At 36.3% G+C, this 25,859-nt stretch carries 5 protein-coding genes; all 5 read left to right on the plus strand.

Annotated features, from left to right (window positions below; all coding sequences use genetic code 11):
- Positions 1-1,739: 1,739 nt before the first annotated feature.
- Positions 1,740-2,255 (plus strand): DUF4402 domain-containing protein, encoded by a 516-nt coding sequence (locus HNQ00_RS14060; protein WP_173839138.1) that lies wholly within the window; start codon positions 1,740-1,742, stop codon positions 2,253-2,255.
- Between the two features lie 97 nt (positions 2,256-2,352).
- Positions 2,353-3,204, plus strand: a complete 852-nt coding sequence (locus tag HNQ00_RS14065; RefSeq protein WP_173839139.1) for a fimbrial biogenesis chaperone — start codon at positions 2,353-2,355, stop codon at positions 3,202-3,204.
- A 52-nt stretch (positions 3,205-3,256) separates the two neighbouring features.
- Complete coding sequence (locus HNQ00_RS14070) at positions 3,257-3,787, plus strand: DUF4402 domain-containing protein (RefSeq protein ID WP_173839140.1); 531 nt, start codon at positions 3,257-3,259, stop codon at positions 3,785-3,787.
- Positions 3,787-7,104, plus strand: a complete 3,318-nt coding sequence (locus tag HNQ00_RS14075; RefSeq protein WP_173839141.1) for a carboxypeptidase-like regulatory domain-containing protein — start codon at positions 3,787-3,789, stop codon at positions 7,102-7,104. The genes HNQ00_RS14070 and HNQ00_RS14075 overlap by 1 nt, the downstream gene beginning before the upstream one ends.
- A 62-nt stretch (positions 7,105-7,166) precedes the next feature.
- On the plus strand, positions 7,167-25,784 hold the full coding sequence (locus HNQ00_RS14080) for a beta strand repeat-containing protein (RefSeq protein ID WP_173839142.1): 18,618 nt from the start codon (positions 7,167-7,169) through the stop codon (positions 25,782-25,784).
- The last annotated feature ends 75 nt before the right edge of the window (positions 25,785-25,859 follow it).

Consider the following 25,859-nt stretch of genomic DNA (forward strand, 5'->3'; position numbering starts at 1 on the left):
TTTCTTTATCCTGAATTTATTTTAGGATCTCTAAGAACCCTTATCCAATCGGATAAGGGTTTTTTGTTGTGTAAAATGTCACGTCCAGAAATAGAGCAACTTATGGATGTTAACGAAAACCTGTGGGGAAGTAAAAATTAAGCATATAAATAAGTTAGCCTAAAAAGGGATCATAACCAAAACCTGTGGAGAGGAAATAGGATCAAGAGCAAAAGTTGGAGATTAAGCAAATAATTTAGTTAATCTAAATAGAAAGAAATCAACTTTTCTAACACCTCTATCTCGCTAGCTATCGGGAGCGATCTAAATACTTTTATTTTTGTTTTAAATATTGTACTAATCTGTTTTTTCTTTGCTTTTCATTGTAGCTTTTCATTGTAGCTTTATATTGTAGGATAAATAGTCATTAGTGCATTATGAACGGCATTAAAGTCTTAATGGATCATGAGAATAATCTACCTATAGCGTTAACTTAAGTTTTAACTCTATTGAGATGAAACAGTAGGTATTTTAGATCTAGTATAGTTGTTTCTAGTTAATTTAAGCGCTGTGCTTACTATTAAGTTATCTTCACTCTTCAGAAGATAGATCAGTGTTGTCTATTAAGTATATTCAATAGCTATAAATTTATTGTAAGGCATGGGATTCTTTTAATTAGTTGTTACGTGATTTAACTGTTTTTGGAACTTGATTTTTTATGTATGTGTTTTGTTGGTAGTACATCATTATTTGAGTTTGGTGAAGTATTTGAATTTTTTCTAATTTAAGTTATATTCAGGGCAGATTGTTGTTATCCTTGATCGAAATACCTTTTTATTTTTAATATATATATTGGTCTAGTGTAAAAAACATATTTTAAATTGAAAATTCACATAGATTCTTAGTTGCTATAATGTCGTCTTTTATAGTGAAGTATGGCGTTTGTAGTACTGCTATAAGTTTATTTTTGGTTATGAGTTCAAGAAAATTGTGCTAATTATGATTTTGGTTTCTTAAATTGGAGTGTATTCCCCCATTTGCATGCTTATTACAGCCGACTGAAAGTGGTTATTTTCCAAAATAAATCAGTTGGTATAGAAGTATTTGTTAATCCTCTCCGTCTTAATGGTACGTTTACTACCTTTTAGTTTGCTTTTTTCTCTTGTCATAATGTGGGTTTTAATTTTAATACTCTTCAAATTTCTTATTAACGATGAGACTAAATTAGATTTCTTGACTATCTAAATGAAGTTAGGTAGTAACTTTTTTTAAATCTTAGCATGTTAATTTCTAGAGCTAATCTCCTTATGTTTATTCTACTGATTTATTTTTTTATTTAATTCATTTATAACTGATATTAATTGCAGTAGAAGTACTAGTTAAATATAACATTACTTAAAAATTTAAGTGTGAGAATTTAAATTTTTTATGTGTATGCCTCACATTGTAAGCAGTTTTAAAATTATATTGGTGCTACAAATTTTAGGTATGAACCCCATAACAATCTATTTTTTCTATATAATTTATGCATAAATATTATTTATAATTTAATTGTTAAAGTTATATTAAAAATATTAAATTTAAATTCATATATGTAAGAGTAAACCTTAATTAAATATTATTTTATGTATTTCGTCGATGAAACGTGCTATTTTTTATTGTATATTTTTATTTTAAAAATGTTATATGTAATCTTTGAGTAAATAATTAAATTATTTTACAAAATTTATCCCAAACAACCATTTAACCTCAAAGGTATTATGAAAAAAATTACTTTATTCGCGATTTTAGCCTTCGCTGCTTTTTCAAGTAGTGCTTATGCTCAAACAGTAGTTAGCGGTGCAGCCACTGCAACTGCTACTATTATTACACCTATTGCCATTACTAAAGTTGTAGATATGAACTTTGGTGATATTTCGACAAATGGGAATAATGGTACAGTTAAATTAACTACTGAAGATATAAGGTCAGCAACTGGAGGAGCTTCATTTTCTGCTGCTACTCCAGGAACAATTACTTCCGCAAAATTTACAGTTACAGGTATGGCTGATTATGGTTATTCTATTAGTATGCCAGGTACTATTACTCTAAAGCACACGGACAACAGTACTGTAATGGTGGTTACAGATATTAATAACAGTGTTGGTACTAGTGGAACACTGGCGGCAGGTACCCAAGATATATTCGTAGGTGGAACATTAAATTTAGTGGGAGCTCAACTTGCAGGAGTATATACAAATACAGCTGACTTGAAGGTTACTGTTAACTACAATTAAAAATCCTTTTTGTTAAGCTATAACCCAAATAACACAATGCGTTGTGTATTTGGGTTTTTCTTGCTTTAATGTAATCAGTTTGTAAATTGTAATTGGAATGAATACAGAAATCAAGTTTCTATCTTTATCTCCGCAACTTTTGCGGACCGCTTTTTTATTGATTTTTTGTCTCTTTTTTGGACATTCATTGTTAGCTCAGGGAAACTTAGTAATAAACCCTAAACGTATCGTGTTTGATGGCAAAAAAAAGATAGAAAAATTAGTACTTTCTAATACAGGAAAAGACAGTGCGGTATACAATATTTCTTTTCTAGAATACAAGATGACAGAACAAGGAGCATTGGAATCCATCCAAGTGGAAGAACCAGGGTTGCGTTTTGCTTCGCCGTACGTACGTCTTTACCCTCGTATAGTGAAATTAGGTCCTAATGAATCACAAATTCTTAAAGTACAACTATACAACACTGATACTATTTCAGATGGGGAATACCGTTCGCACTTATATTTTAGAGCTGAAGAAGAAAAAAGCGCATTGGGATCAGTAAACAAAGCTAAAGAGTCGCTTGTCTCTGTTAAAATTGAAGCTGTTTTTGGTATTTCTATTGCTTGCTTAATTCGGAAAGGAGAAGACATAACAGCACTATCTATTTCGGATATTTCGTATTCGAAAAGTAAAGACCAAGAGAATTCCCTTGCTTTTAAATTAAATAGGACTGGTAATATGTCTGCTTATGGTGATTTTGTAATTACTTACATAACCCCAAACGGTAAGCTATACGAAGTAGGTACAGTTAAAGGTATTGGACTTTATCTTCCAGGGACCACACGTAATATGAGTATTAAATTAAATGCACCAAATAATGTGAACTTCGTAGGAGGATCATTTAAAGTTGTATTTACCGAAAATGAAAGCAAAAGAATTCTTGCAGAAGCTGGCTTAAACTTATAACGCCATCTCGCTTAAAGTATTTTACTTGCGGCACAGTAAACTAGAATGATTAATGATGCATATAAAAAGGAATATAAACAGAATACTTCATTCGCTATTACTAGCGATGTTTTTTCTTTTTATTACGGTCTCATATGCACAGCCTGGTTTGCCGCAACGAGAAATAACAGTAGTCCCTACTCAACCTATTGATTTTGGCACCTTTTATGTCACGGGTGCAGGATCGATTAAAGTTGACTTTCAAGGAAACGTAAGTACAACTGGTGGCGTTATATCTGTTAATAGTAGCTCTGTAACTCCAGCTATCTTTGAAATTAAGCTTTGTCAAGGAAGAACTGTGACCCTAAGTAATGTTTATTCTGTAAATATTAATGGAAGTAACGGTGGCCAGTTAGAATTAGTAATTGGTGAAGCAAAGAGAGATGGATTGGGGGACATATTGACTAATGGTAGTTCGTTTGCAGTAGATACTAACTGCACTTTTACAACAATACTTAGAGCAGGAGGTACTCTTATTGTGCCGGCTAATGCAGTACAAGGGGTTTATATTGGAACTTTTCCTATGACTTTTACCCAGCAATAATGAGATCAACAAAAACATATACTTCCCATATTCTAATAAAGAAACGTGCCAAAAAAATAGGCATGGGGCTAGTGTTGTTTTTTCATCTTATGATTTTTTCTGTTGGTCAAGCTGCAGAGACTCCAATAAATAAAATTATAAAATTAGATCCCATACTTTCAATTGACGAAATTCCAGTAGAGATTTTCATCAAAGGTTACGGTAAGATAGAGGCTGATGTTCTTATCACTGATAGAAATAGAGTTTATATTGATGTCAATGATTTGTTCAATAAATTAGGAATTTTGTGTATTAGAACTGATGATAATTTTACTGGTTTTATAGAAAACGAAAAGCGACAGTATACGATTGACTTTAAGGAAAAACAGATAACGGTTGATGAAAATATAATACGCTCACCAAATGGATTCACTAAGGAGTCAGCTGCAATATTTGTTGAATCTACAGTACTTAATGAAGCGTTTGGCTTTAATATGATATTCAATTACCGCTCATTATCTATTGTAATGGATGCTAATTTTGAGCTACCCTTAGTAAAAAAGGCTAGATTAGACAAGATTAGGCAGAATGTTTCTTCATTGCAATCGCAAAATGAAGTCAAATCAGATACCATCATCGGCAGGAATTATCATTTAATTAATGGTTTAGCAGTAGATTGGGCAGTTAATTTGAGTCAAATAGCTGGGCAAAAATCATTCAATAACTATGCACTTGGTTTAGGGACCGAATTGTTATATGGTGAAGCCAAAGTAGGTTTCGCATATTACGATCAAGTAAAGTTTGATCGCAGACAATTGTATTATAATTGGCGTTGGGTTGATAATGATAGCAAGTACATAAAGCAAGCACAAGCGGGTAAAATTCCATCCCAAAGTATTTCGTTTTTAGGAGCGCCGTTAGTTGGAGCCGCTTTTACTAACTCACCTAATACAATTAGAAAGGCAAAAGGCTCCTATATTATTAGAGATTATACGGAACCTAACTGGACGGTAGAGCTATACTTAAATGATGTACTTGTCAATTATACTGCATCTGATGCTTCTGGATTGTACGTTTTTGAAGTGCCTATTATATATGGTTATACTACGTTAAAACTTAAATTCTATGGATTATTAGGAGAAGAGCGCGTAGAAGAGCGAACTATGAACACTCCATATACCTTCATGCCGAAAAATGTTATTGAATACAATGTAACAGCAGGTGTATTAGAAGATGATCGAGGAAGTCAGTTTAGTCGTGGAGAATTCAATTATGGTGTAACCAAGTCATTAACTGTAGGAGGTGGTGTAGAATATTTATCTACCCTAGTTGATCATCCAGCTATTCCGTTTGCTAACGTGGCTTTTCAGCCCTTTAACAAAATGGTTCTAAAAATGAAATATGCAAATGGTGTTAGCTATGGTGGTTTATTAAATTATTATTTTGGACAAAGTACATTTTTAGAGGTAGATTATATTAATTATGTCGAAGGTCAAAAAGCTACTTTAAATATAACTAACGAAGAGCTTAAAGTACAACTAACATTACCATTTAAAGCATCTAAATTTTCAGGTAGTACACAGTTTAACTTTATGCAATATGGCTACGATACATTTAATTTTAATCAATTTAATGCTGTTTTTTCAGGTCGTTATAGAAACTATTCTTCGAATGTTTCACTATCCTCAAACTGGATTACTGATAAAGATCCATTCATAAGCACAACAGTTGTTTTTTCACATCGCTTGAGAAATGGATTAACCATTCGTCCGTCATTTCAGTATAATGTGAGTGATGCGAATATAATTCGTTTCCGTGCAGATCTTGAAAAAAGGTTGGCAAAGATGTCTTTTTCTGCTTCTTACGAACGCAATGTACAGTTCTCAACAGATAATTTATTTTTTAATTTTAAATATGATCTGCCTTATGCTCGTACAAATTTATCTGCTACTTATGCTAATAAAAACTTGAATTTAGCTCAAGGTGTTCAAGGAAGTTTGACTTTTGGGGGTGATAATGGTTATGTGAATAAAGGTAATAATTCAGCGCTTGGTAAAGGAGGGATTTTAATATACCCTTTCTTAGATCTTAATCAAAATGGAAGACGCGATACTGGGGAAAAAATAGTTTTATTAAGTAAAGTTAAAGTATCTGGAGGTAAAGCGGTAATCAGTGAAAAGGATTCTATTGTAAGAATTTCTGATTTAAATGCCTTTGTAAAATACAACATAGGGTTTTCAGATGCTGAACTTGAAAATATTTCATGGAAATTTAGCAATCACAGCTACCAAGTTTTAGTAGATCCAAATCAGTATAAGAAGGTAGAGGTACCCATCGTAGTAATGGGCGAATTAGATGGTACTGTTTTTTTGAATACAGGCAACCAGTCAAAAGGATTAGGTCGAATTTCTGTGCAGATATATAATTCTGTAGGTAAGAAAGTTGCCGAAGTATTGAGTGAGTCAGATGGTTATTTCAATTATTTAGGGCTGAAACCCGGAAAGTACACCGTTCGAGCAGATGCTAAACAATTGGATAATTTAGAATATATATCTAGCCCTAGCTTGCACGAAGTTAGTATTGAGGTATCTGAAGATGGAAGTGTTGTAGAGGGTTTGAATTTTTATATTTCTGCTAGACCGTCAAGTGAAAAAGTAACTTCGGCTGTAGCCAAAAATAACAGCAAAGCAACAACTGAAAATTTATTGGATAGTAAAATAGCGGAACCTTTTGAACAAATTGCTTCAGTTGAAAAAGTTTTTTATACTATAAAGGTCGGCGTTTATAAAGATCATAATCTGCCTAAAAAATTAGAAAATCTTGATACTGTCTTTTATGAGGATTTACCAGATGGTAGCGTGCAGTACTTTTATGGGGTTTTTGATTCGAAAGAGAGAGCTATTATTGCAAAAAATATATTAGCATTTAGAGGTGTTCTATCAACTGTAATAGTTGAATATCAAAATGGAAAAAGCGTTTCTAATGCGGTATCAATTGATCGTAAAGCAGATATAGTTACCAATAATGTTACTACTGAAGTGACGCAAGTGAGTACAAAAAAGAATATCTCATTCGAAAGGATTTTTGATATTAAAGAAGATTTTTTTAGCGTGCAAATAGGGGCTTTTAAAAATTACGTTCCTTCTAGCCGTCTTGACGACTTTCAACCTGTCTATTATGAATTAATAGAAGGCGACTTAATTAGATATACATCAGGGAAATTTAAAACATTTAACGAGGCAAAAAAAATGAAGTTCAAAATAACAAGTAAAGGGATCCAAGATGCTTTTATTGTGAAGTATAGAGAGGGTATTAGATATAGCTTGCCTAAAAACTAATACTCTTTATGTATCAAATGTTTATTTTAAAATGATTTTTTATTCCCAAAAATATAAAGATTTTGAAAACAAAATTACTTTACCTATTAACCTTATTTTTAAGCTCATATTACATGCTGGCGCAAATTGCTCCAACACAAAATATAGTGTGTCAAAATGAAGTAGTAACTTATAGCTATGCTACTACCTACGATACGTATAAATGGACGGTTATAGGAGGTACTCCCTCTAGTAGTACTACGCCAACAATAGAGGTGACATGGGGGTATGGAAATAGAGGAACCATCACCTTTGAAGGATTTATAAGTGGTGTTTCTCAAGGGGTTGTTTCGAAAAGGATTTATATAGACCAAAAAGCGGCTTTTACGCCTACCGCAAACCCAACAATTGTTTCGGGACAAACGACTAATATCGGACTTACTTTTGCCAACAAATCAATTAAATTAAACGGAACATCGGACTATGTAGGAATCTCCAATTCTAATTTGATTAATTTAGGAAGTACAGATTACCGTACCGTTATGTTATGGTTTAAAGCCAACGATGTGACTACACGTCAAGTATTGTACAATGAAGGTGGTGGTACAAATGGTTTTTCAATGTATATTGAAGGAGGTAAAGTATATTGTTTGCCGTGGGAAGGTGGTACCGCTTGGAACGCTCCCAATGCAAATATAGTTACTGGACAGTGGTATCATGTTGCTTTTGTATTCGATCAAAATGCAACAGATGGTTTTCATTTTAAGGGTTATTTGAATGGAACACTTATTGGTGCATTCAATGAAGGAACAAAAGCTAGTAACGGTTTAAGTGGACATTCTGGACAGGTGGCCATAGGCTCAAACTCTAATATTCGATTTGCTAACAATTCTACTAGCGCTAATAATTATTTTAATGGGAGAATAGATGGTTTCAAACTTTGGAATCGTTCACTGTTACAATCAGAGGTGATTATTGAAAAAGATCACGTACTCAACGCTCCCGTGGTAGATTCAGACTTGGATGTGTATATCAACTTTGATAATTCAGTTTTGGATTTGGCTAGTACAGCTAGTGCTGAAGATGGTGCGCTATCTGGCAGTCCAACCTATGATGATGATGTTCCTTTGAATCCTACAATAGTTTGGAGTCCGGGAGGAGCAAATACCCCAATCATTGCTGTAAATCCTACAACCAACACAAGCTACAACTACACGCTTACCGAAAAATTGTCTAATGTGTGTTCCCAAACGGGTAGTATTGATGTTTTTGTAACGATTCCAAACGACAAAGATGGTGATGGAGTAGGGGATATTTTTGATCTAGATGCTGACAACGACGGAATATTAAATGCCATTGAAAATAATTGTTTGCCAAAAGCAGGTTATGATGGCTACTGGTCGCTAGATAATACTACTAATGATTTGTCCGGGAATAGTTATAACGCACAATCAGGAAGCAGTGTTTCCTTTTCTACCGATAGTAAAAAGGGTACACATTCGGCTTCGTTCAATGGGACTTCTAATTATCTGCAGTACAGTAACGGTACTTTTTTAAACCAAGCCATAACTAACTTTTCTTATTCTATTTGGATTAAACCAAGCTCCCTTACCGGAATTCAAACTATTTTTGAAGAAGGAGGAACAACTAATGGAATTGCTGTTCGCTTAAACGGTGCGACATTAGAAGCGGCAGTTCGAGAATCAAATGTTCAATTGAATACGGCTACTTTTACCTATCCAGGTGATGGCTTGTGGCATCATATAGTTATTACGTATAGCAACGGAAATGTGATTTTATATCTTGATGGGGTGGCATCAACAACTTTGGCAACTGGTTTTGGAGAATTGGCTGGACATTCTGATGTACAACATATAGGTTATTCCAATGGAGGTGCTTTTGGTGCTTCTTCGGCGAATTATTATGGAGGATTAATTGATGATTTAGTGCATTATCCTTCAGTTTTATCCGCTAGTGATATCAGTAAAATTGTATTAGGTTGTGATAATGATAATGACGGAATTCCGAACTACTTGGATACTGATAGTGATAATGATGGTAGTTTTGATGCTAATGAAGCCTACGGTGCGGTGGTCGACACCAATAACGATGGAACTTATGGTGGGATAACAGGTTCGCCACAAGTAGATGCGTTGGGTAGGGTATTAAGTGCCAATTATGCAACCCCATTAACGACTGCTGGGGGTAATAGTACCTACTTACAAGGAATAAAAGTCAATGTGACGACTGCTCCTGTAAACAAAACGGTTTGTGAAGCGCAAACTGCAACTTTTTCTGCTACTGCAACAACTGCTATTATAGCAACTACTCCAACTACAACAGCAACTACCACGGTAAGTTATCAATGGCAAGTAAGCACCAATAATGGTAGTACCTACAGCAATATTTCTGGTCAATCAGGTACGGTAGCAAGTGGATCATCAGTCACGTTAACGCTTACGGCTGTAACCGCTACTATGACGGGTAACCGCTATCGAATAAAATTCACTAATGAAGCCAATGTTACCGGAGCAACAGCAACAGCCACGCTTACGGTAAATCCTATTCCTACTATTACACAAGTAACGAGTGCTTCAAGTTGTGGGATAGGTAGTGTAGTTTTGAAAGCAACTGCTTCGGCTGGAACCATTAATTGGTATGCAGCGGCAACAGGAGGAACATCTTTAGCAACGGGTACGAGTTTTACAACTCCCGTATTGTCAACGACAACATCTTACTGGGTGGATGCTACAAATACAAGTTGTACGACTGCTACAAGGACCCAGGTAACAGCTACCGTTAGTACTGGTAATGTCGAAGTTGCGGCAAGTGCAGGAACTATTTTCGGATGTTATTCGACAGTGAAAGAAGCTTTCGATAAAATTAATGATGGAACACATCAAGGTGATATCACCATTAAATTAAGAGGAAACACGACAGAAATCGCTACGGCTACGCTGAATAATTCTGGAAATGGAGCTTCTTTATACTCTTCATTATTGGTATATCCTACGGCACCAAATTTAAAAATCGAAGGAAATGTTTCCGGTCAATTAATCAATTTGAATGGAGCTGATAATGTAATTTTTGATGGTCGTGTTAACCAGTTAGGAAGTACAAGTTTAACCTTATCCAACACGAATACAGCTGGAAGTGTTATTCAATTTATTACTGATGCAACAGCAAATACAGTAAGATATTGCACTATTCAAGGTACAACTGCATCTGCTGCAAGTGGATTGATCGTTTTTGGACTAGGAGATGTTGTAGGAAATGATAATAATACTATTGAGTTTTGTGATATTCGAGATGGAGCAACAACTCCAACCAATGCCATATATTCATCTGGGTCTTCTGTAAGTGCGGATAATAGTTCAAACACTGTAAGTAACAGTACGATCTATAATTATTTTAGTGCTACTGCTTCTTCAAACGGAATTTACTTGGCAGCAAACAGTTCAGCTTGGACTATTTCGAACAATAAATTTTATCAAACGGCCACTCGAACTACTACAGCTGCAGGATTAACTCATCGTGCTATTAATATTCTTACTGCTTCGGGAGTGAATTATACTGTAAATAATAATGTTATTGGGTACAGTAGCGCAACTGCTACAGGTACGACCACGTATACAGGTCAAACAACCTTATTTAGAGGTATCGAGATGTCAGTGGGAACTACCACAGCATCTAACGTGCAAGGAAATACGATTAGTAATATTAATTTTTCTACAGCAATAGGTACAGCTACCAATGCTGGTATTTTTTCAGGTATAGCTGTATTGGCAGGTAATGTGAATATTGGTACTGCGGCTGGAAATACCATCGGAGCCACGACCGGTATTGATGCTATTCAGGTTTCATCTACAGCCTCTGCAGGATTAATAAACGGAATTTATGTGTCGTCTGTAGGGACTGTTGGAATCAGTAACAATACTATTGGCGCTATCAGTACAAACGGAGGTACCGCAATTGGGTATACGTTTAACGGAATCTATACAGCAGGTATCGGTGGGAATTTTGCTATTACAGATAATACAATTGGAAGTAAAACTACATCTAATTCTATAACTGTTGGTGATGCATCAACATTGGCGGTAGTTTGTACTTTTAGAGGAATATTTAATAGTGGGTCAGGTTTAATTTCGATAACTAACAATACGATTCAAAATACTACTGTTTATGGAACGAGTACTTCAGGGTACTATGGAATTATTAATACTGCGGGATCAAGTACGGTAGATATTAATACGAACTCTATTATTTCGGGAACCAACACGGGTACAAATTCAAGTACTACTATTACATATTATCCCATTTATAATTCGGCTGTAGTTTCTACTTTAAATATTAACAACAATATCATTAGGAATCAGTTAAGAACTGCTACTGGAGGTTATTTTACAGCAATAGGGAATGTTGCAGCTGTTCTGACGAACATTAATATAAATGGGAATCAACTAGGGAATACTAGTGGTGGTTTAATGACCTATTCTGCTGCTAATACAGTTGCATTATTCGGGATTAATAACTCGGGTGGTGCAGCTAGTTGTGAGCTTTCGATTCAAAATAATGATATAAGAGGTATTGATTACACCGGTGGGTCAGGATCAAATACGCATACGTATATTAGCAACGGTGCAACAACACTAAAACAAAACATTAGCAATAACACTTTTACTAATTTGAATGTAAATACCACTGGAACAATTACATTCCTTTCCAATAGTGTAGTCATGCCAGCAAATGGAGTTCAGAATATTGATAACAATAGTATTGTAACGGGTTTTGTTAGAAATGCAGCTGCTACTTCTGGAGCATTAACGTTGTTTACAAGTGGTGCTACAACCAACAATACAGGAGTAGTTGTTACTAATAATAATAATAATTTTTCTAATATTACTGTAAGTGGTGCATCTACTATACTGGGCTGGGTAAATAACGATGCAGGTACGGGAAATGTAGACAAAACTATTTATAACAATAAATTTGAAAATTGGACAGCTGGTTCTGGAGGAGTTACAGCCCTAAACGTAAATATTGTTAGTGAAACGAATAAAGTATATGCTAATTCAATCCAAAACATAAGCAGCAGTCAGATAATATATGGAATTACTTCTGCAGGAAACGACAAAATTTATTTAAATACGATTAACAACCTGAACTCAACGAGTGGCGGCGCAACGTCAATAGTTTCGGGTATAAATGTTACAGCTGGAACTGCAAAAAGTATTTATCAAAATACCATATCAAATCTTATTGGAAACACACTCACAACTGGTTCTGTTCGTGGTATTTTAGTCTCTGGGGGAACAACAGTAAACCTTTATGAAAATAAAATATTTAGTTTGTCTGCGAATGCCAATACTACTGGTACAATTTCAGGAATTTGGGTAACTGGTGGATCGGCCGTCAATGTAGATCGAAATAAAATCTATGACATTTCATCATCAAGTGTTGCAGTTACAACTGGAATAGTATACGGTATTCAGGTTTCGGGTACTACTGCTTCATTAATAACGAATGTTACTAACAATATTATTGGTGATTTAAAAGTAAGTGCAGCTAGTGGAACCGACTTAATTCGTGGTTTGGGTTTTATCACTACTGGCGCATCTTCGATGACTAATGCTTACTACAATACAGTTTATTTAAACGCGGCGGCTTCCAGTGGTACCAACTTTGGATCCACGGGTATTTATCATACAGCAAATGCAACGGCTACAACAGCTGCTTTAAATCTTCGAAATAATATTATCATCAATGTTTCTACACCCAAAGGAACTGGAACAACGGTTGCCTTTAGACGCAGTGTAGGAACTTCTAGTGCATTAAGTAATTATGCAACCACCTCCAAAAACAATTTGTTTTATGCAGGAAGTCCGGGAACAACTAACTTAATTTATAGTGACGGTACGAGTATAGCACAAACTTTTTCGCAATATAAAAGCGGAATTTTTACGGCAGGAACTATTGCGCCAAGGGATCAAGTATCGGTTAGTGAAAATTTGAATTTTATTAGCACAGCAGGTTCTAACGCCAATTTCTTGAAAGTAAATACAACTATCCCGACACAAATAGAAAGTGGAGCGGTAAATATCGCTGATTATGAAGTTGATTATTTAGGAGTTGTTCGTCAAGGAAATCCTGGATATGCAGGAGCGAGTACCTCAGCGCCAGATATGGGTGCTTATGAAAATAATTATGTAGCTATTGATGCTTCTCCTCCTTCGATTACCTATACTGCTTTAGCCAATAATAGCTGTTTGAGTAATAAAACAATCTCGGCGACCATCACTGATGCTACAGGAGTCAATGTTACTGCTGGTACACGACCTAGAATTTATTTTAAGAAGTCGACAAATAGCAACGTTTTACCTACTACAAATACGAGTACTACGGATGGCTGGAAATACATCGAAACAACGAGTACTTCAAGTCCGTTTAGTTTTTCGATTAATTATAATTTAATTTTCGGTGGCGTTACCACTGGAGATGTAATTCAGTATTTTGTTACTGCTCAAGATGTTGTTACGCCTTCCCCTTATGTGGGTATCAATACGGGTGTGTACGCTAATGCTCCTGCAAGTGTTGCTTTGACTTCGGCGGCTTTCCCTATTGGCGGTACCATTAATAGTTTTACAATTTTGGCTGGACTTAATGGAACAGTAACGGTAGGTAGCGGCGGAGCTTATCCAACGCTAACAGGTACGGGAGGTTTGTTTGCTGAGCTAAATACTAAGGGACTTGCGGGAAATTTGACCGCAAATATTATAAGTGATATTACAGAGCCAGGAACGATTTCATTAAATCAACTGAATTATGGCTGTACCGATTTTAATACACTGACCATCTCACCAAGTGGAGGCGCTGCTAGAACAATCTCTGGAACGGTTGCTGGTGGAGCTTTACTAAACTTTAATGGTGCCGATTATGTTGTTATTGATGGTTTGAAAACAGCTGGAAACTCATTGACTATTTCAAATGCAAGTACGGCTAATACTGCAGGTACAAGTACGATTCGTTTTATAAATGATGCGACCAATAATATAGTTCGAAATTGTACCATCGAAGGAGCGTCGACTTTGACGTCTTCTGGAACGGTATTTTTCTCCACAGCTGCGACGTTGGGTAATGTTAGTAATGCGATTACAGGGAATGTTATTAAAGCAGTTGGAACCAATTTGCCTACTAATGCTATTTATTCTTCGGGTAGTTCGGTATTGATTGATAACAGTGACATTACCATTAGCAATAATACTATTCAGGATTATTTCAACGCAGCATCCGCTTCAAACGGAATTTATCTAGCAGCATTTAGCTCAGCTTGGACTATTTCGGGAAACAAACTTTTTCAAACGGCTACTCGAACTGCAACAACTGGAAGTATTCATAGAGGAATTAATATCATAACTGCTTTGGGAGTAGATTATTCGATACTAAATAATACTATAGGATATGCTACTGCGACAGCTACAGGAACCACCACCTACACCGGTGCAGTAGGTAATCGTTTTTTTGGTATCGAAATGAATGTTGGAACGCTATCCACTTCTAGTGTTCAAGGAAACAAAATTGCTGGAATTAATTTATCGAACACTGTTACTACAGCCATTACTGCAGCTCCCGGAATTTTTACGGGAATATCAGTATTAGGAGGAAAACTAGATATAGGTACTACAACCGGAAATACAATTGGTGCGACTACAGGAAATGGTTCCATCGCAGTAACGTCTAGTATTACGGGAAACTATCTGTCAGGTATTTATTGTACCTCAACGAGTACGGTGAATATTAAAAATAATACTATTGGTTCTATTAGTACAACTGGAGCTATAGGTATCGGGTATACTTTTCACGGTATCAATACTGTTGGAGGTGGACAATTTACGGTAGCGGATAATACTATTGGAAGTGCAAGTACTCCAAATTCAATCGCGATAGGAACTTTAGGAACAACCACAACAGGAGTTTGTGTATTGAATGGGATTTATAATTTGGCTACAGGAGGTATCACTATTAGCGGTAATACGATTCAAAATGTTAGTTCGTATGGTACAGCAGCCTCTGTTTTATACGGTATTTTAAATAGTGGAGCTTCTGGAGCGGTATCAATCACCAATAATTCTATTATTGCAGCAACCAATACAGGTATTTCAGTATTGGGAGGTATCTCAAATACTGCTGTCGCTACAACGGTGGCAATCACAGGAAACAAAATTAGAAATTTCACAAAATCGGTAGCTACTGGTGCTATTACAGCTATTGCGAATAGTGGAGCAGTGTTATCACAAATCACTATTGAAAATAATCAATTAGGAAATACTTCGGGTGGTTTGGTAACTTACGCTGCTACTAATTCAGCTCTTTTAACAGGGATAAGTAATAGTGGTGGATCTGCAAACTGTGCGCTGTCAATTCAAAACAATGACCTTACAGGTATAACCTATGCAGTTGCGGGTACAAACGCCAATACTTATATAGCCAACTCAGCAACTACGTTGTCTCAAACAATTAGCGGAAATACCTTTACAGCATTAAATGTAAACACTACTGGAGCCATTACGTTTATTGCAAACAATGTAATAATGCCTGCAAACGGAATCCAAAATGTAAATAATAACAGTATTGTTACCTCATTTACACGTGCTGCCGCTAGTGGAGCAATGACTTTGTTTACTAGCACAGCAGCAACTAATAATAGTAATGTGCTTGTAAATAATAACAATAATAATTTTTCGAATATTACTGTTAATGGATCGGCTACGATTTTGGGTTGGATAAACACCGATGCGGGTACAGCTTCGGTAACTAAGACACTATCTGGAAATACTTTTGAAAACTGGAACGGAGGAACAGGTGCGATTACTGGAATGAACGTTAATATTACCAGTACCGCCAACGCGACCACAAACAATACTATTCGAAATATTAATAGTTTAGGATCTATCAACGGAATTATAACTGGAGCCGGAAATGATAAAATTTATTCTAACACGATCAATTCCCTTATTTCTAATTTAACTACATCTGCTATTGTAAATGGTATCGCCATAACTAGTGGAACGGTGAAAAGTATTTACCAGAATACTATTTATGGTCTTCAATCTAATAGTATCATCTCGGGAACTGTTAGTGGAATTGGAGTTACAGGCGGTTCTAATACTGCGATTTACCAAAATAAAATTTATGATATATCGTCATCATCGTCTAGTATTTCAACGGGAACTGTAAATGGAATATTGGTTTCGGGAGGTACAAAGGATCAAGTTGCAACCATTTATAACAACCGAATTGGAGCGATAAATGCAACGGCAGCAAATGCGGTTGATAATGTACGAGGAATTAGTATGACCAATACGGGTGTACGATCGATAAGCAATATATATTTTAATAGTATTTATCTAAATGCTAGCTCGACGGGAACAAATTTTGGGTCTTCAGGGATTTTTCACGCAGCTAATACAACTTCAAGCACCGCTGCCTTAAACTTAAGAAACAATATTATTGTAAATCTTTCTACAGCCAATGGTACTGGGTTTAATGTTGCTTTTAGACAGAGTTCAGGAACCTCCTCAATGCTGAATAATTATAGTTCATTGTCAAATAATAATTTATTTTATGCAGGAGTTCCTAGCGCTGCTAATTTGATTTATGCTAATGGAACCAATTCGGCTCAAGATATAACAGCCTACAAAGCGGGAATTTTTACAGCTGGAACAATAGCGCCTCGCGACCAACTTTCGGTTTCTGAAAATCCACAGTTTATAAGCACGACAGGATCTAGCGTTGACTTTTTGAAAATTCTGAATAACGATATTACTTTTATCGAAAGTGGAGCGGTAAATATTGCTGGAATCACAACCGATTTTGAAGGGCAAATTAGAGCAGGTAATACGGGTTATGCGGTTCAAACTAATGGTGCGGGTTCTGCACCAGACATAGGTGCCGATGAATTTGACGGAAAATTACCTAATGTTATTGTCTCAAATTCCAATCCTTTAAGTAACGGAAGTTACAGTAAAGTTTCTGGAGCATTTACAGCAATAAATAGCTTTGATCAAACGGGTAAAGATATAACTGTAACGCTTATTGGTAGTACTACCGAAGACGTTACCGCTACCTTGAATCAAGGAACATGGACTTCGTTAAAAATGTTTCCAACAAAAGCAGGAGTATATATTTCTGGAGATCTTGCTGGAGCGCCACTTTTACATCTTAACGGAGCGGACAATGTAACTATCGATGGGCGTGTAAACCAAACTGGTACAACAAAAAGTATGAGTATTACAAACAATAGCACTTCAAGTACAGTAGGTACAGCGACGGTTCGATTGAGTAATTCAGCAGAATTGAATGCCTTAAAATACTTGAATATTAGCGGATCTTCCAGCAGTGCTACAAACGGAATAGTTGAATTTGGTACTTCAACCACAGGAAACGGTAATGATTCTACTATTCTAGAATACAATGCAATAACAAATGCCACAGGAAATAGAGCTATAAACGCAATTTATTCTCAGGGAACTGTAGGCAGAGAGAACAGTACAAACACGATCCGTAACAATACTATTTTTGATTTTGTGAATAATAATAGTTCTTCAAACGGAATCAATTTAAGTTCCAATTCATCAGATTGGACGATTTCGAATAATAGTTTTTACGAAACAAATAATATGGTACCAACAACGGGTACTAAAGTATATACTGCAATCTTAATTGATGATGTGAACGGAAATAATTTCGTGATTTCAGGAAATTATATTGGTGGTAAAGCAGCCTTAAATGGTGGTGGCGCTTGGACTGTAAATGCAAACACGGCTCATAGTTTTAGAGCTATGTATTTGAATGTTGGTGCAATTACTGCAAGTTCGATTCAGTCCAATTTGATTCAAAATTTTAACTATACGAGTTCAAGTACAACACCATGGCGCGGGATAGAAGTTAATGCAGGGACTGTCAATATTGGTACGACAACAGGAAATATAATTGGTGCGGCGACAGGAACGGGATCTATTAATTTGACGACAAATACTACTGCAGATTCGTACGGAATATATATTGGTAGCGCCAATACGGTTTCTATTTCGAAAAATAATATAGGTTCTATTGCACTGTACGGGAACAGTACTACTGCAGCACATAGTTTTGCGGGAATTTATAAAAAAGTAGGAGTCGCAGGGACAATTAATATTACTCAAAATCTTATAGGTAGTAATGGAACATCAAATAGTATTGCCTCATTTTCTACAGCTAGTACGGCGACACTAGGACAAAACTTGATTGGGATATACTTGCAGTCTACAGGAACGCATAATTTGACAAGTAATACAATTGTGAATTTAAGTAACGCCTATACCGGTACGCAAGCATCTAGAACAGCGGCTGTCTATACCACTGCTGGAACGGCAACTTTAGTGAAAAATAGTATTCATGATCTTTATAGTACAGCATTAGGAACAACCACAGCAACGGTAAGTGGTGTTGAAATGACTGGAACTGCGGCTGTAAATACAGTTACAGAAACCGTGATCTACAATTTATCAAATACAAATGCGAGTTTAGCAGGTTACATTTCAGGTATTGTATTTACTGGTAGTACAGGCGCCAATTTGGTGAATCGAAATTTTATTCGAAATCTATCCGTTAATTCTAGTTCAACTTCTGCGAGTATTTATGGTATTCGAATGGGACAAGGAACAGTTACATTCGCAAACAATATTGTTACTCTAGGAGGCAATACAGCGACTACCATTTATGGAATCTTTAGCAGCGGAACAAGCGGTAATAATTTAAGTTTGTATTTTAATACGGTCTACATCAATGGTTCTTTAGGTAGTGGGATTACAAAGAAGTCGTATGCTTTTTACGAAGCAGCTTCGGGAGCAGTTAGAGATATTCGAAATAATATTTTCTCTAATTTTAGATCGACTACGTCAGGAACAAACGCGCATTATGCTGCATTTTTAAACTATAACAGTTCAAATAATTTGACCTTAGATTACAATATCTATTGGGCGTCAGGTACCGGTGGAGTGATAGGATATTATAGCGGAAGCAATGTGGTTTCCTTGCCAATTGTAAGCGGTCAGGATGCAAACAGTATCAATAGCAACCCAGGTTTTTCAAATGCAGGAGGATTAACCGCTGCTGATTATAAAGTAAATACTTCTACTACTGGTATTGCAGGTACGAGCATCATTCTCGATTATGCTCAAACAGCTCGTGGTATTCCACCAAATATTGGAGCTTGGGAGTTCAATACCAATAGTTGGGTAGGAAATATAAGCACAGATTTTAATACGGCTGGCAACTGGTCTGCTGGTTCAGTTCCGCTAGAAGAAGCTTCCATTGTTTTTGCAGCTTCTCCGGTTAGAGACTGTATCTTAGATCAAAATCGCATCGTTGGAAGTGTAGTAAACGGGCAATCGGCTTACACATTTAAAGTGAATGGTAAAGTATTGACCCTTCGTGGTGATTTGTATCTTACTAATGGCGGACAAATAGATGCTACGGCAGCAGGATCGACAGTGATTTTTGAGAGTGATGAAACGCAAACCATTTCGAGTGGAGCATTTGTTTCGAATACGATTCCTAATCTTACCATTAATAATGAAGTGGGGGTGACTTCAAATAGTGATCTTACCATTACAGGTTTTCTGAATTTACTGAGTGCCAATCCATCAGAAACAAAAGGGACGCTTGATACAGGGGCAAAAATTGTCACTATGGGTGCTGATGCTGTGACTATAGGTGATGGTGATTTGACAGGTATTGTGCAAAGAAATAGCCTTGTGGCAAATAAAGACTATAGTTTTAACGGTAAAAATATGGTTGTTTTCTTTGAAAACACAGGAACATTACCCACGTCTGTAAGTCTTAAATTATCCATTGGTGCCAATCCATCATGGAAAACAAGTGGCGTAAAAAGAATCTTTTCACTTATTCAAACAGGAGCTGTTGGTACAAATCCAACTGCCGCAACCATCAAAGCAAGCTATTTGGATTCGGAGATTAATAACAATGACGAAAGTAAATTAGTGTATTTCTCTTATAGAAATCCGCCAGGGACTTTATTTGAGCATGGTAGAGCGAGCATAAGCACTACGGAAAACTGGGTTAAGCTGTCTAATATCAATATGGCATTCTTTCCATCTACTTTTGGTAGTCTAGAGTTAGGATTTAGTGCTAATGAGATTGAAACTCTTACTTGGAATGGATCGGTTAGTACTTCTTGGACCACGGTGAATAATTGGACACCAAATGGTGCTCCATCCGATTTTGTGAACATTATTATTCCCGATGCAGCTACAACAATAAATGATCCTATTGTACCTATAGCAACGACAATTAGAGCAATAAAATTACAGAACAATAGTATTTTGAATGCTGTTGCAAATGCGCAAATGACGTTAATAGACGGCGCAAATGTTTGGGTAAATGAAGGTGGGGTCTTCAATCCAAATACAAGTACTGTTTTGTTTAAAAGTGATACTGCAGATATCTCTGGAGCTACAAGTTTTTATAATGTAACTATAGATACAGATGCTGATTTATTGATGAAAACTGGAAGTACAATGCGTATAGCAGGTACTATGAACAATAATGGAGTTTGGCGTCCAGCATGGGATGGAAATGTTACGACCGTAGAGTACAATGGAGCCAATCAAAATGTAGTGATTCCTTATGCTGCTACAAATCGTTATTCGAATTTAATTTTAAGTGGAAGCGGTATTAAAACTTTACCGGCGATTAATTTATCTATTTTAGGGAATTTAACTTTGGCAGGGACTGCAAGTGTTACTACTCCTAATAGTATGGTTATTGTAGGCGATTTATCGATAGGCGCAAATACTACTTTTGATGCCGGTGCAAATACGCATACGGTTGGTGGAAACTTCACACATAATGGTGTACTAAATACTGCAGCCAGTACCTTTGTGTTGAATGGCTTAACCGCTGCACAGAATATTTCGGGTACAGCAAGCATAACAGAATTTAACAACTTGGTGGTTTTAAATAGTTTTGGGGTCACATCTGCCAAAAATATAACAGTAAATGCTGCTCTAGATTTACAAAGTGATAACCCAACAGCTACTTTAGGTAGTTTGGATATGGGAACTAGTACACTTTCATTAACTGCTAATGCTGTAAATACTGGGACGGGAGATGTAACCGGAATTGTAAAACGCGCACATACCTTTGTAACGGGCCAGACCTATACTTTTGGGAATAGTAAAACTTTGATGATTTTTGGATCAACAGGTACAAAGGCATCACAAGTAAGTGTGAAAACTAAAATTGGTACTGCGCCAACATGGAAGACTACTGCTGTTAAAAGGGTTTATGACTTAGCACAAGTGGGAGCAAATAACAACTTCGCTACCGTACAGTTAAATTATCTAGATTCAGAACTTAATGGTGCTGATGAATCACAATTAGTATTTTTTGGTGCCATAGGATTACCAACACCTACTATAGTGGAGTATGGATACAATTCAAAAGACGAATCGAATAATAGTATTGATTTAATAAATGTTAGTATAGGTGCAAGGCCATCTGTGTTTGGTCAAACAGAAATCGCTTTGGCGTCATCTGAAAATCCAAATATCACTTGGAATGGTTCGCAATCTACAGATTGGAATAATCCGTTTAACTGGACTCCGAATAGTTATCCTAATAAGTTTACTAGAATGACCATTCCTAATGCAACTACAACAACCTATGACCCAATATTACCTGCATTGACTGAGTCTCATCAATTGATTATTCAAAATGCGGGTATCTTAAATGCTGGTCCAGCATCAGAACTGTATTTATACAATGAAAATGCTGAGGTAGTGTGGCAAAATGCTGGTGGTACATTTAATGCAGGTACGAGTACGGTAGTTTTTACTGATCTTGATTTAAAAATTAGTGGTACTACTAATTTTAATAATATAATAATTAATACTGGAGCTAGTTTAACTCCTCAGGTAAATAGCACTATCGGTATTGGAGGAATAGTATCAAATAATGGTATACTAGATGCAACGGCATTTTTAAATACAATAAATTACAATGGCGCTACGCAAACTGTAATTTATCCAAACGGTGCAATTGCGGGCTATTATAATTTGAGCTTAAGTGGTACAGATGTTAAAACAATGCCTAACCAGCTTATGAATGTTTTAGGAGATTTAACTACTTCTGGTATGGCTAGCGTTACTGCAAATAATGTCTTAGATATTGCTGGAAATATATCAATAGCTGCTGGATCTCTTTTCAATACAGGAACATTTGATCATGAAATAGCGGGTAATTTTATAAATAATGGGTCATTTACTACTATTAATGGAACCACTATTTTATTAAATGGAGCCGCAACACAAACTATATCAGGTACTGGTTTGACTAATTTTAAGAATTTGGCAATCAACAATGGTGCAGGTGTAAATAGTAGCATTGATTTATCATTAGATGGCAATCTAAATTTAATTACATCAAACCCTACGGCGGTTAGAGGAGCTTTAAACATGGCGGGAACAGCGACCTTAAATATGGGTGCTCTTGCAGCAACTTCTGGTATGGGTGATGTTTCCGGAATTGTACGTAGAGAGCATGTTTTTAATAACGGACAAGACTATGATTTTGGAAATCCATACACAACTATTAATTTTTTAAATGTTGCAGGAAATATAAAACCAACTTGGGTTAGCACTAAAATTGTGTTAGGTACAGCGCCTTCTTGGAGATCGAGTGCCATTAATAGATCATATAGTTTTGCGCAATCGGGCGGAAACGATAGAATGATTGTTAAACTTCACTATTTAGACAGCGAATTGCACGGCACAGAAACAGATGAAACAAAACTTGTATTTTGGGACGGTTACGATCCAAATTTAGGAGTGAATAATTTCGTCAAATCGTTTCCACGAAATCAAAATGCAAATGATGTAGCAAATAATTGGTTACAATTAACTGGTCCTGCTATTGACTTTTTGGCAACTTCAACTTCTTTAGATGTGAAGCAATGGGGTTTAAGTTATTCGAATGTGAGTGTGCATACTTGGACTGGTAATGGATCTGCATCTTATGATGGAGATTGGAGCTTACCTGGAAACTGGAGTGGTGGTGTGCCAAATCTAGATGACGCGGTTTTAATCCCTAATCCTTCAAGCTTACCATCGGATAATAACGGCGATTTAGCACCTTACCGCAATTTGTTACCATTACTATCACCTGCTTTTGCAAAAACGTTAGAGATCGTTTCAGGGGCTACGCTTGTAGTAAGTGATTACGATATTACCGTTGCCGGAAATGCAAATGCTTGGGTGAATAATGGCGGATTTACAGCAGGAACGGCTACCGTATATTTTTCTGGAGCGACAGCAACAATTTCAGGAGCGACTAATTTTAATAATTTAACGATAAACTCAGGCGGAATGCTCACGCCACAAACGGGAGCCATTACAAGAATTGCGGGAGCAATGACAAATAATGGATCTCTTAATGCAACAGCTTTTCCAAATACAGTAGAGTATAATGGAACAAATCAAACGATTCTTAATTTGGTTGCAGGTACTGGTGGGTATCACAATTTAATTTTTAGCAATAGTGGTACCAAAACCATGTTGCCAACATCAGGAGGTACGGCGCTTAAAATAAATGGATATTTCACAATTACGGGTACTGCAACTGGAACTGCAATGAATCCATTAGCTATAAAAGGCAACTTTGTAATTAATCCTACTGCAGCATTCATAACTGGAGCGTTTACGCATCAGGTGGCAGGTAATTTTACTAGTAACGGTACCTTTACAGCATCAACAGGCAGTACATTAGAAATGAATGGAACTGCTTCACAAAGCATTGGAGGGGCAGCAACACCATTATTGCTAAATAATTTGAAGGTTTCTACTACAGGAGGTACCGTCTCTACGACAAGAGATTTAACAGCTAGTGGTGATTTTACCAACTCAGGGATTCTTGATATGGGCTCTTCAATATTGTCTGTTAGTAATTCTATTGCAAACACAGGAACGGTACTCACAGCTGTTCCTGCAGTTAAGAGTCTATCTCCTATTCCTGTAGGCAAAGAATGGGGTGGGACGGTTATTTACAATGTTGATGCTGCTCAAAATGCTGTTGCTGGAAGTTTTACAAATCTTACAATTAACAATGGAGTTGGAGTGACAGTAACCAATGCAGCTCAAATAGGGGTTTCAGGAACATTATTGATTAATAGTAGTAAGAAACTGATTGTAGATGCTTCTAATACCTTGACGGTGGCAGGTACAATCACCAATAATGGCGGAACAGCAGGATTGATTTTAGAATCTAATAGTTCTGGTAATGCCTCTTTGATTCATAACTCAAATAATGTACCTGCAACTGTAAAAAGATATATCAGTGGTGCTAAAGAAGCATGGCATTTTATCGCTTCGCCAGTGATTAATCAAACCATTTCTGGAACTAGTTGGACTCCTTCGGGAACTTATGGAAACGGAACAGGTTACGACTTGTATTTATGGAATGAGCCAACGCCTTGCTGGACTTATTTATTGAATAATACTGTTGTGCCAACGTGGCCTTCACTTCATCCATCAACTAGTTTTGTAACCGGTAGAGGGTATTTGTATTCGACTCAAGCGGTCAACCCTACAAAAGAATTTGCGGGATTACTTAACAATGGAAATGTAACTTACCCATTGACTAATAGCAGCCCTGATTTGACTGTCAAAGGATTTAATTTAATAGGAAATCCATATCCTTCAACTATCGATTGGAAAGCAGCTACAGGCTGGATACGTTCAAACTTAGTTACTGCCGCAGCTGGATATGATATGTATATTTGGAATCCAGCCGCCAATAATTACGGAGTTTTTAACTCTAATGGTACTACAGGAACCAACAGTGTTACGCAATATATTGCGCCAACACAAGGATTTTTTGTTCGCGCCAGCACAGCGGGAGCCATTACGATGGGGAATGCTGTACGAGTGAACACTGGTGCAAACAACTGGATGAGGGTTCAAGCGGACAAGGAGGATCGTTTAAAAGTCAAAATTGAAGCAAAAGACGGTGCTGGATTTGATGAGGTTTTATTGCAATTTGGTGCTAAAACTAATGAGTCTGGAGCTATGAAATTATTTAGTAGAAATCCAACAGCTCCTTCTACTTATTTTAGTGTTTCTGATAAAGATTTGTCAGTACGATACCTAACTGATGTGGTTGCAAATCCAGCAGTTCCATTAAGTTTTAAAGCTGGAATAGATGGAACGTATGCGGTGAGTGTTGATAGTAAGGCTGCTAACGTTCCTTATTTAATATTAGAGGATAAAAAAACAAAAACGCTAGTTGATTTAAATATAAAGTCAACCTATGAATTTAAAGCTTCGGTTAAAGACGCGACTGATAGATTTGTAATTCATTTTACACCTATGAACGTTACACCAGAAGTTACACCATCACCTACAATCGAAACCGTTGCGTTAGCTGCACTTATTTACTACGACGGAATCAATATCAAAGTAGATTTAAGTTCGATCGAAGACCTGACTGATGTTAGAATTTTTGATATTTCAGGAAGAATGTTGATTAATAAAAAAGTAGAAGGAAAGATGATTCATCCATTCTCTATGAGAATAAAAAATGAAGTGTATATTGTAGTAGTAAGCAGCGCCGGACGATCAGTAAGTTGGAAAGTTTTAGTTTACTAAGTATGCCAATTAAAAATCCTATTCATGAATGTGAATAGGATTTTTAGTTAAGAGCACTATTTGTTTGTGTAAGGG

The sequence above is a fragment of the Flavobacterium aeripolare genome, from assembly GCF_013294025.1.
Taxonomy (GTDB): domain Bacteria; phylum Bacteroidota; class Bacteroidia; order Flavobacteriales; family Flavobacteriaceae; genus Flavobacterium.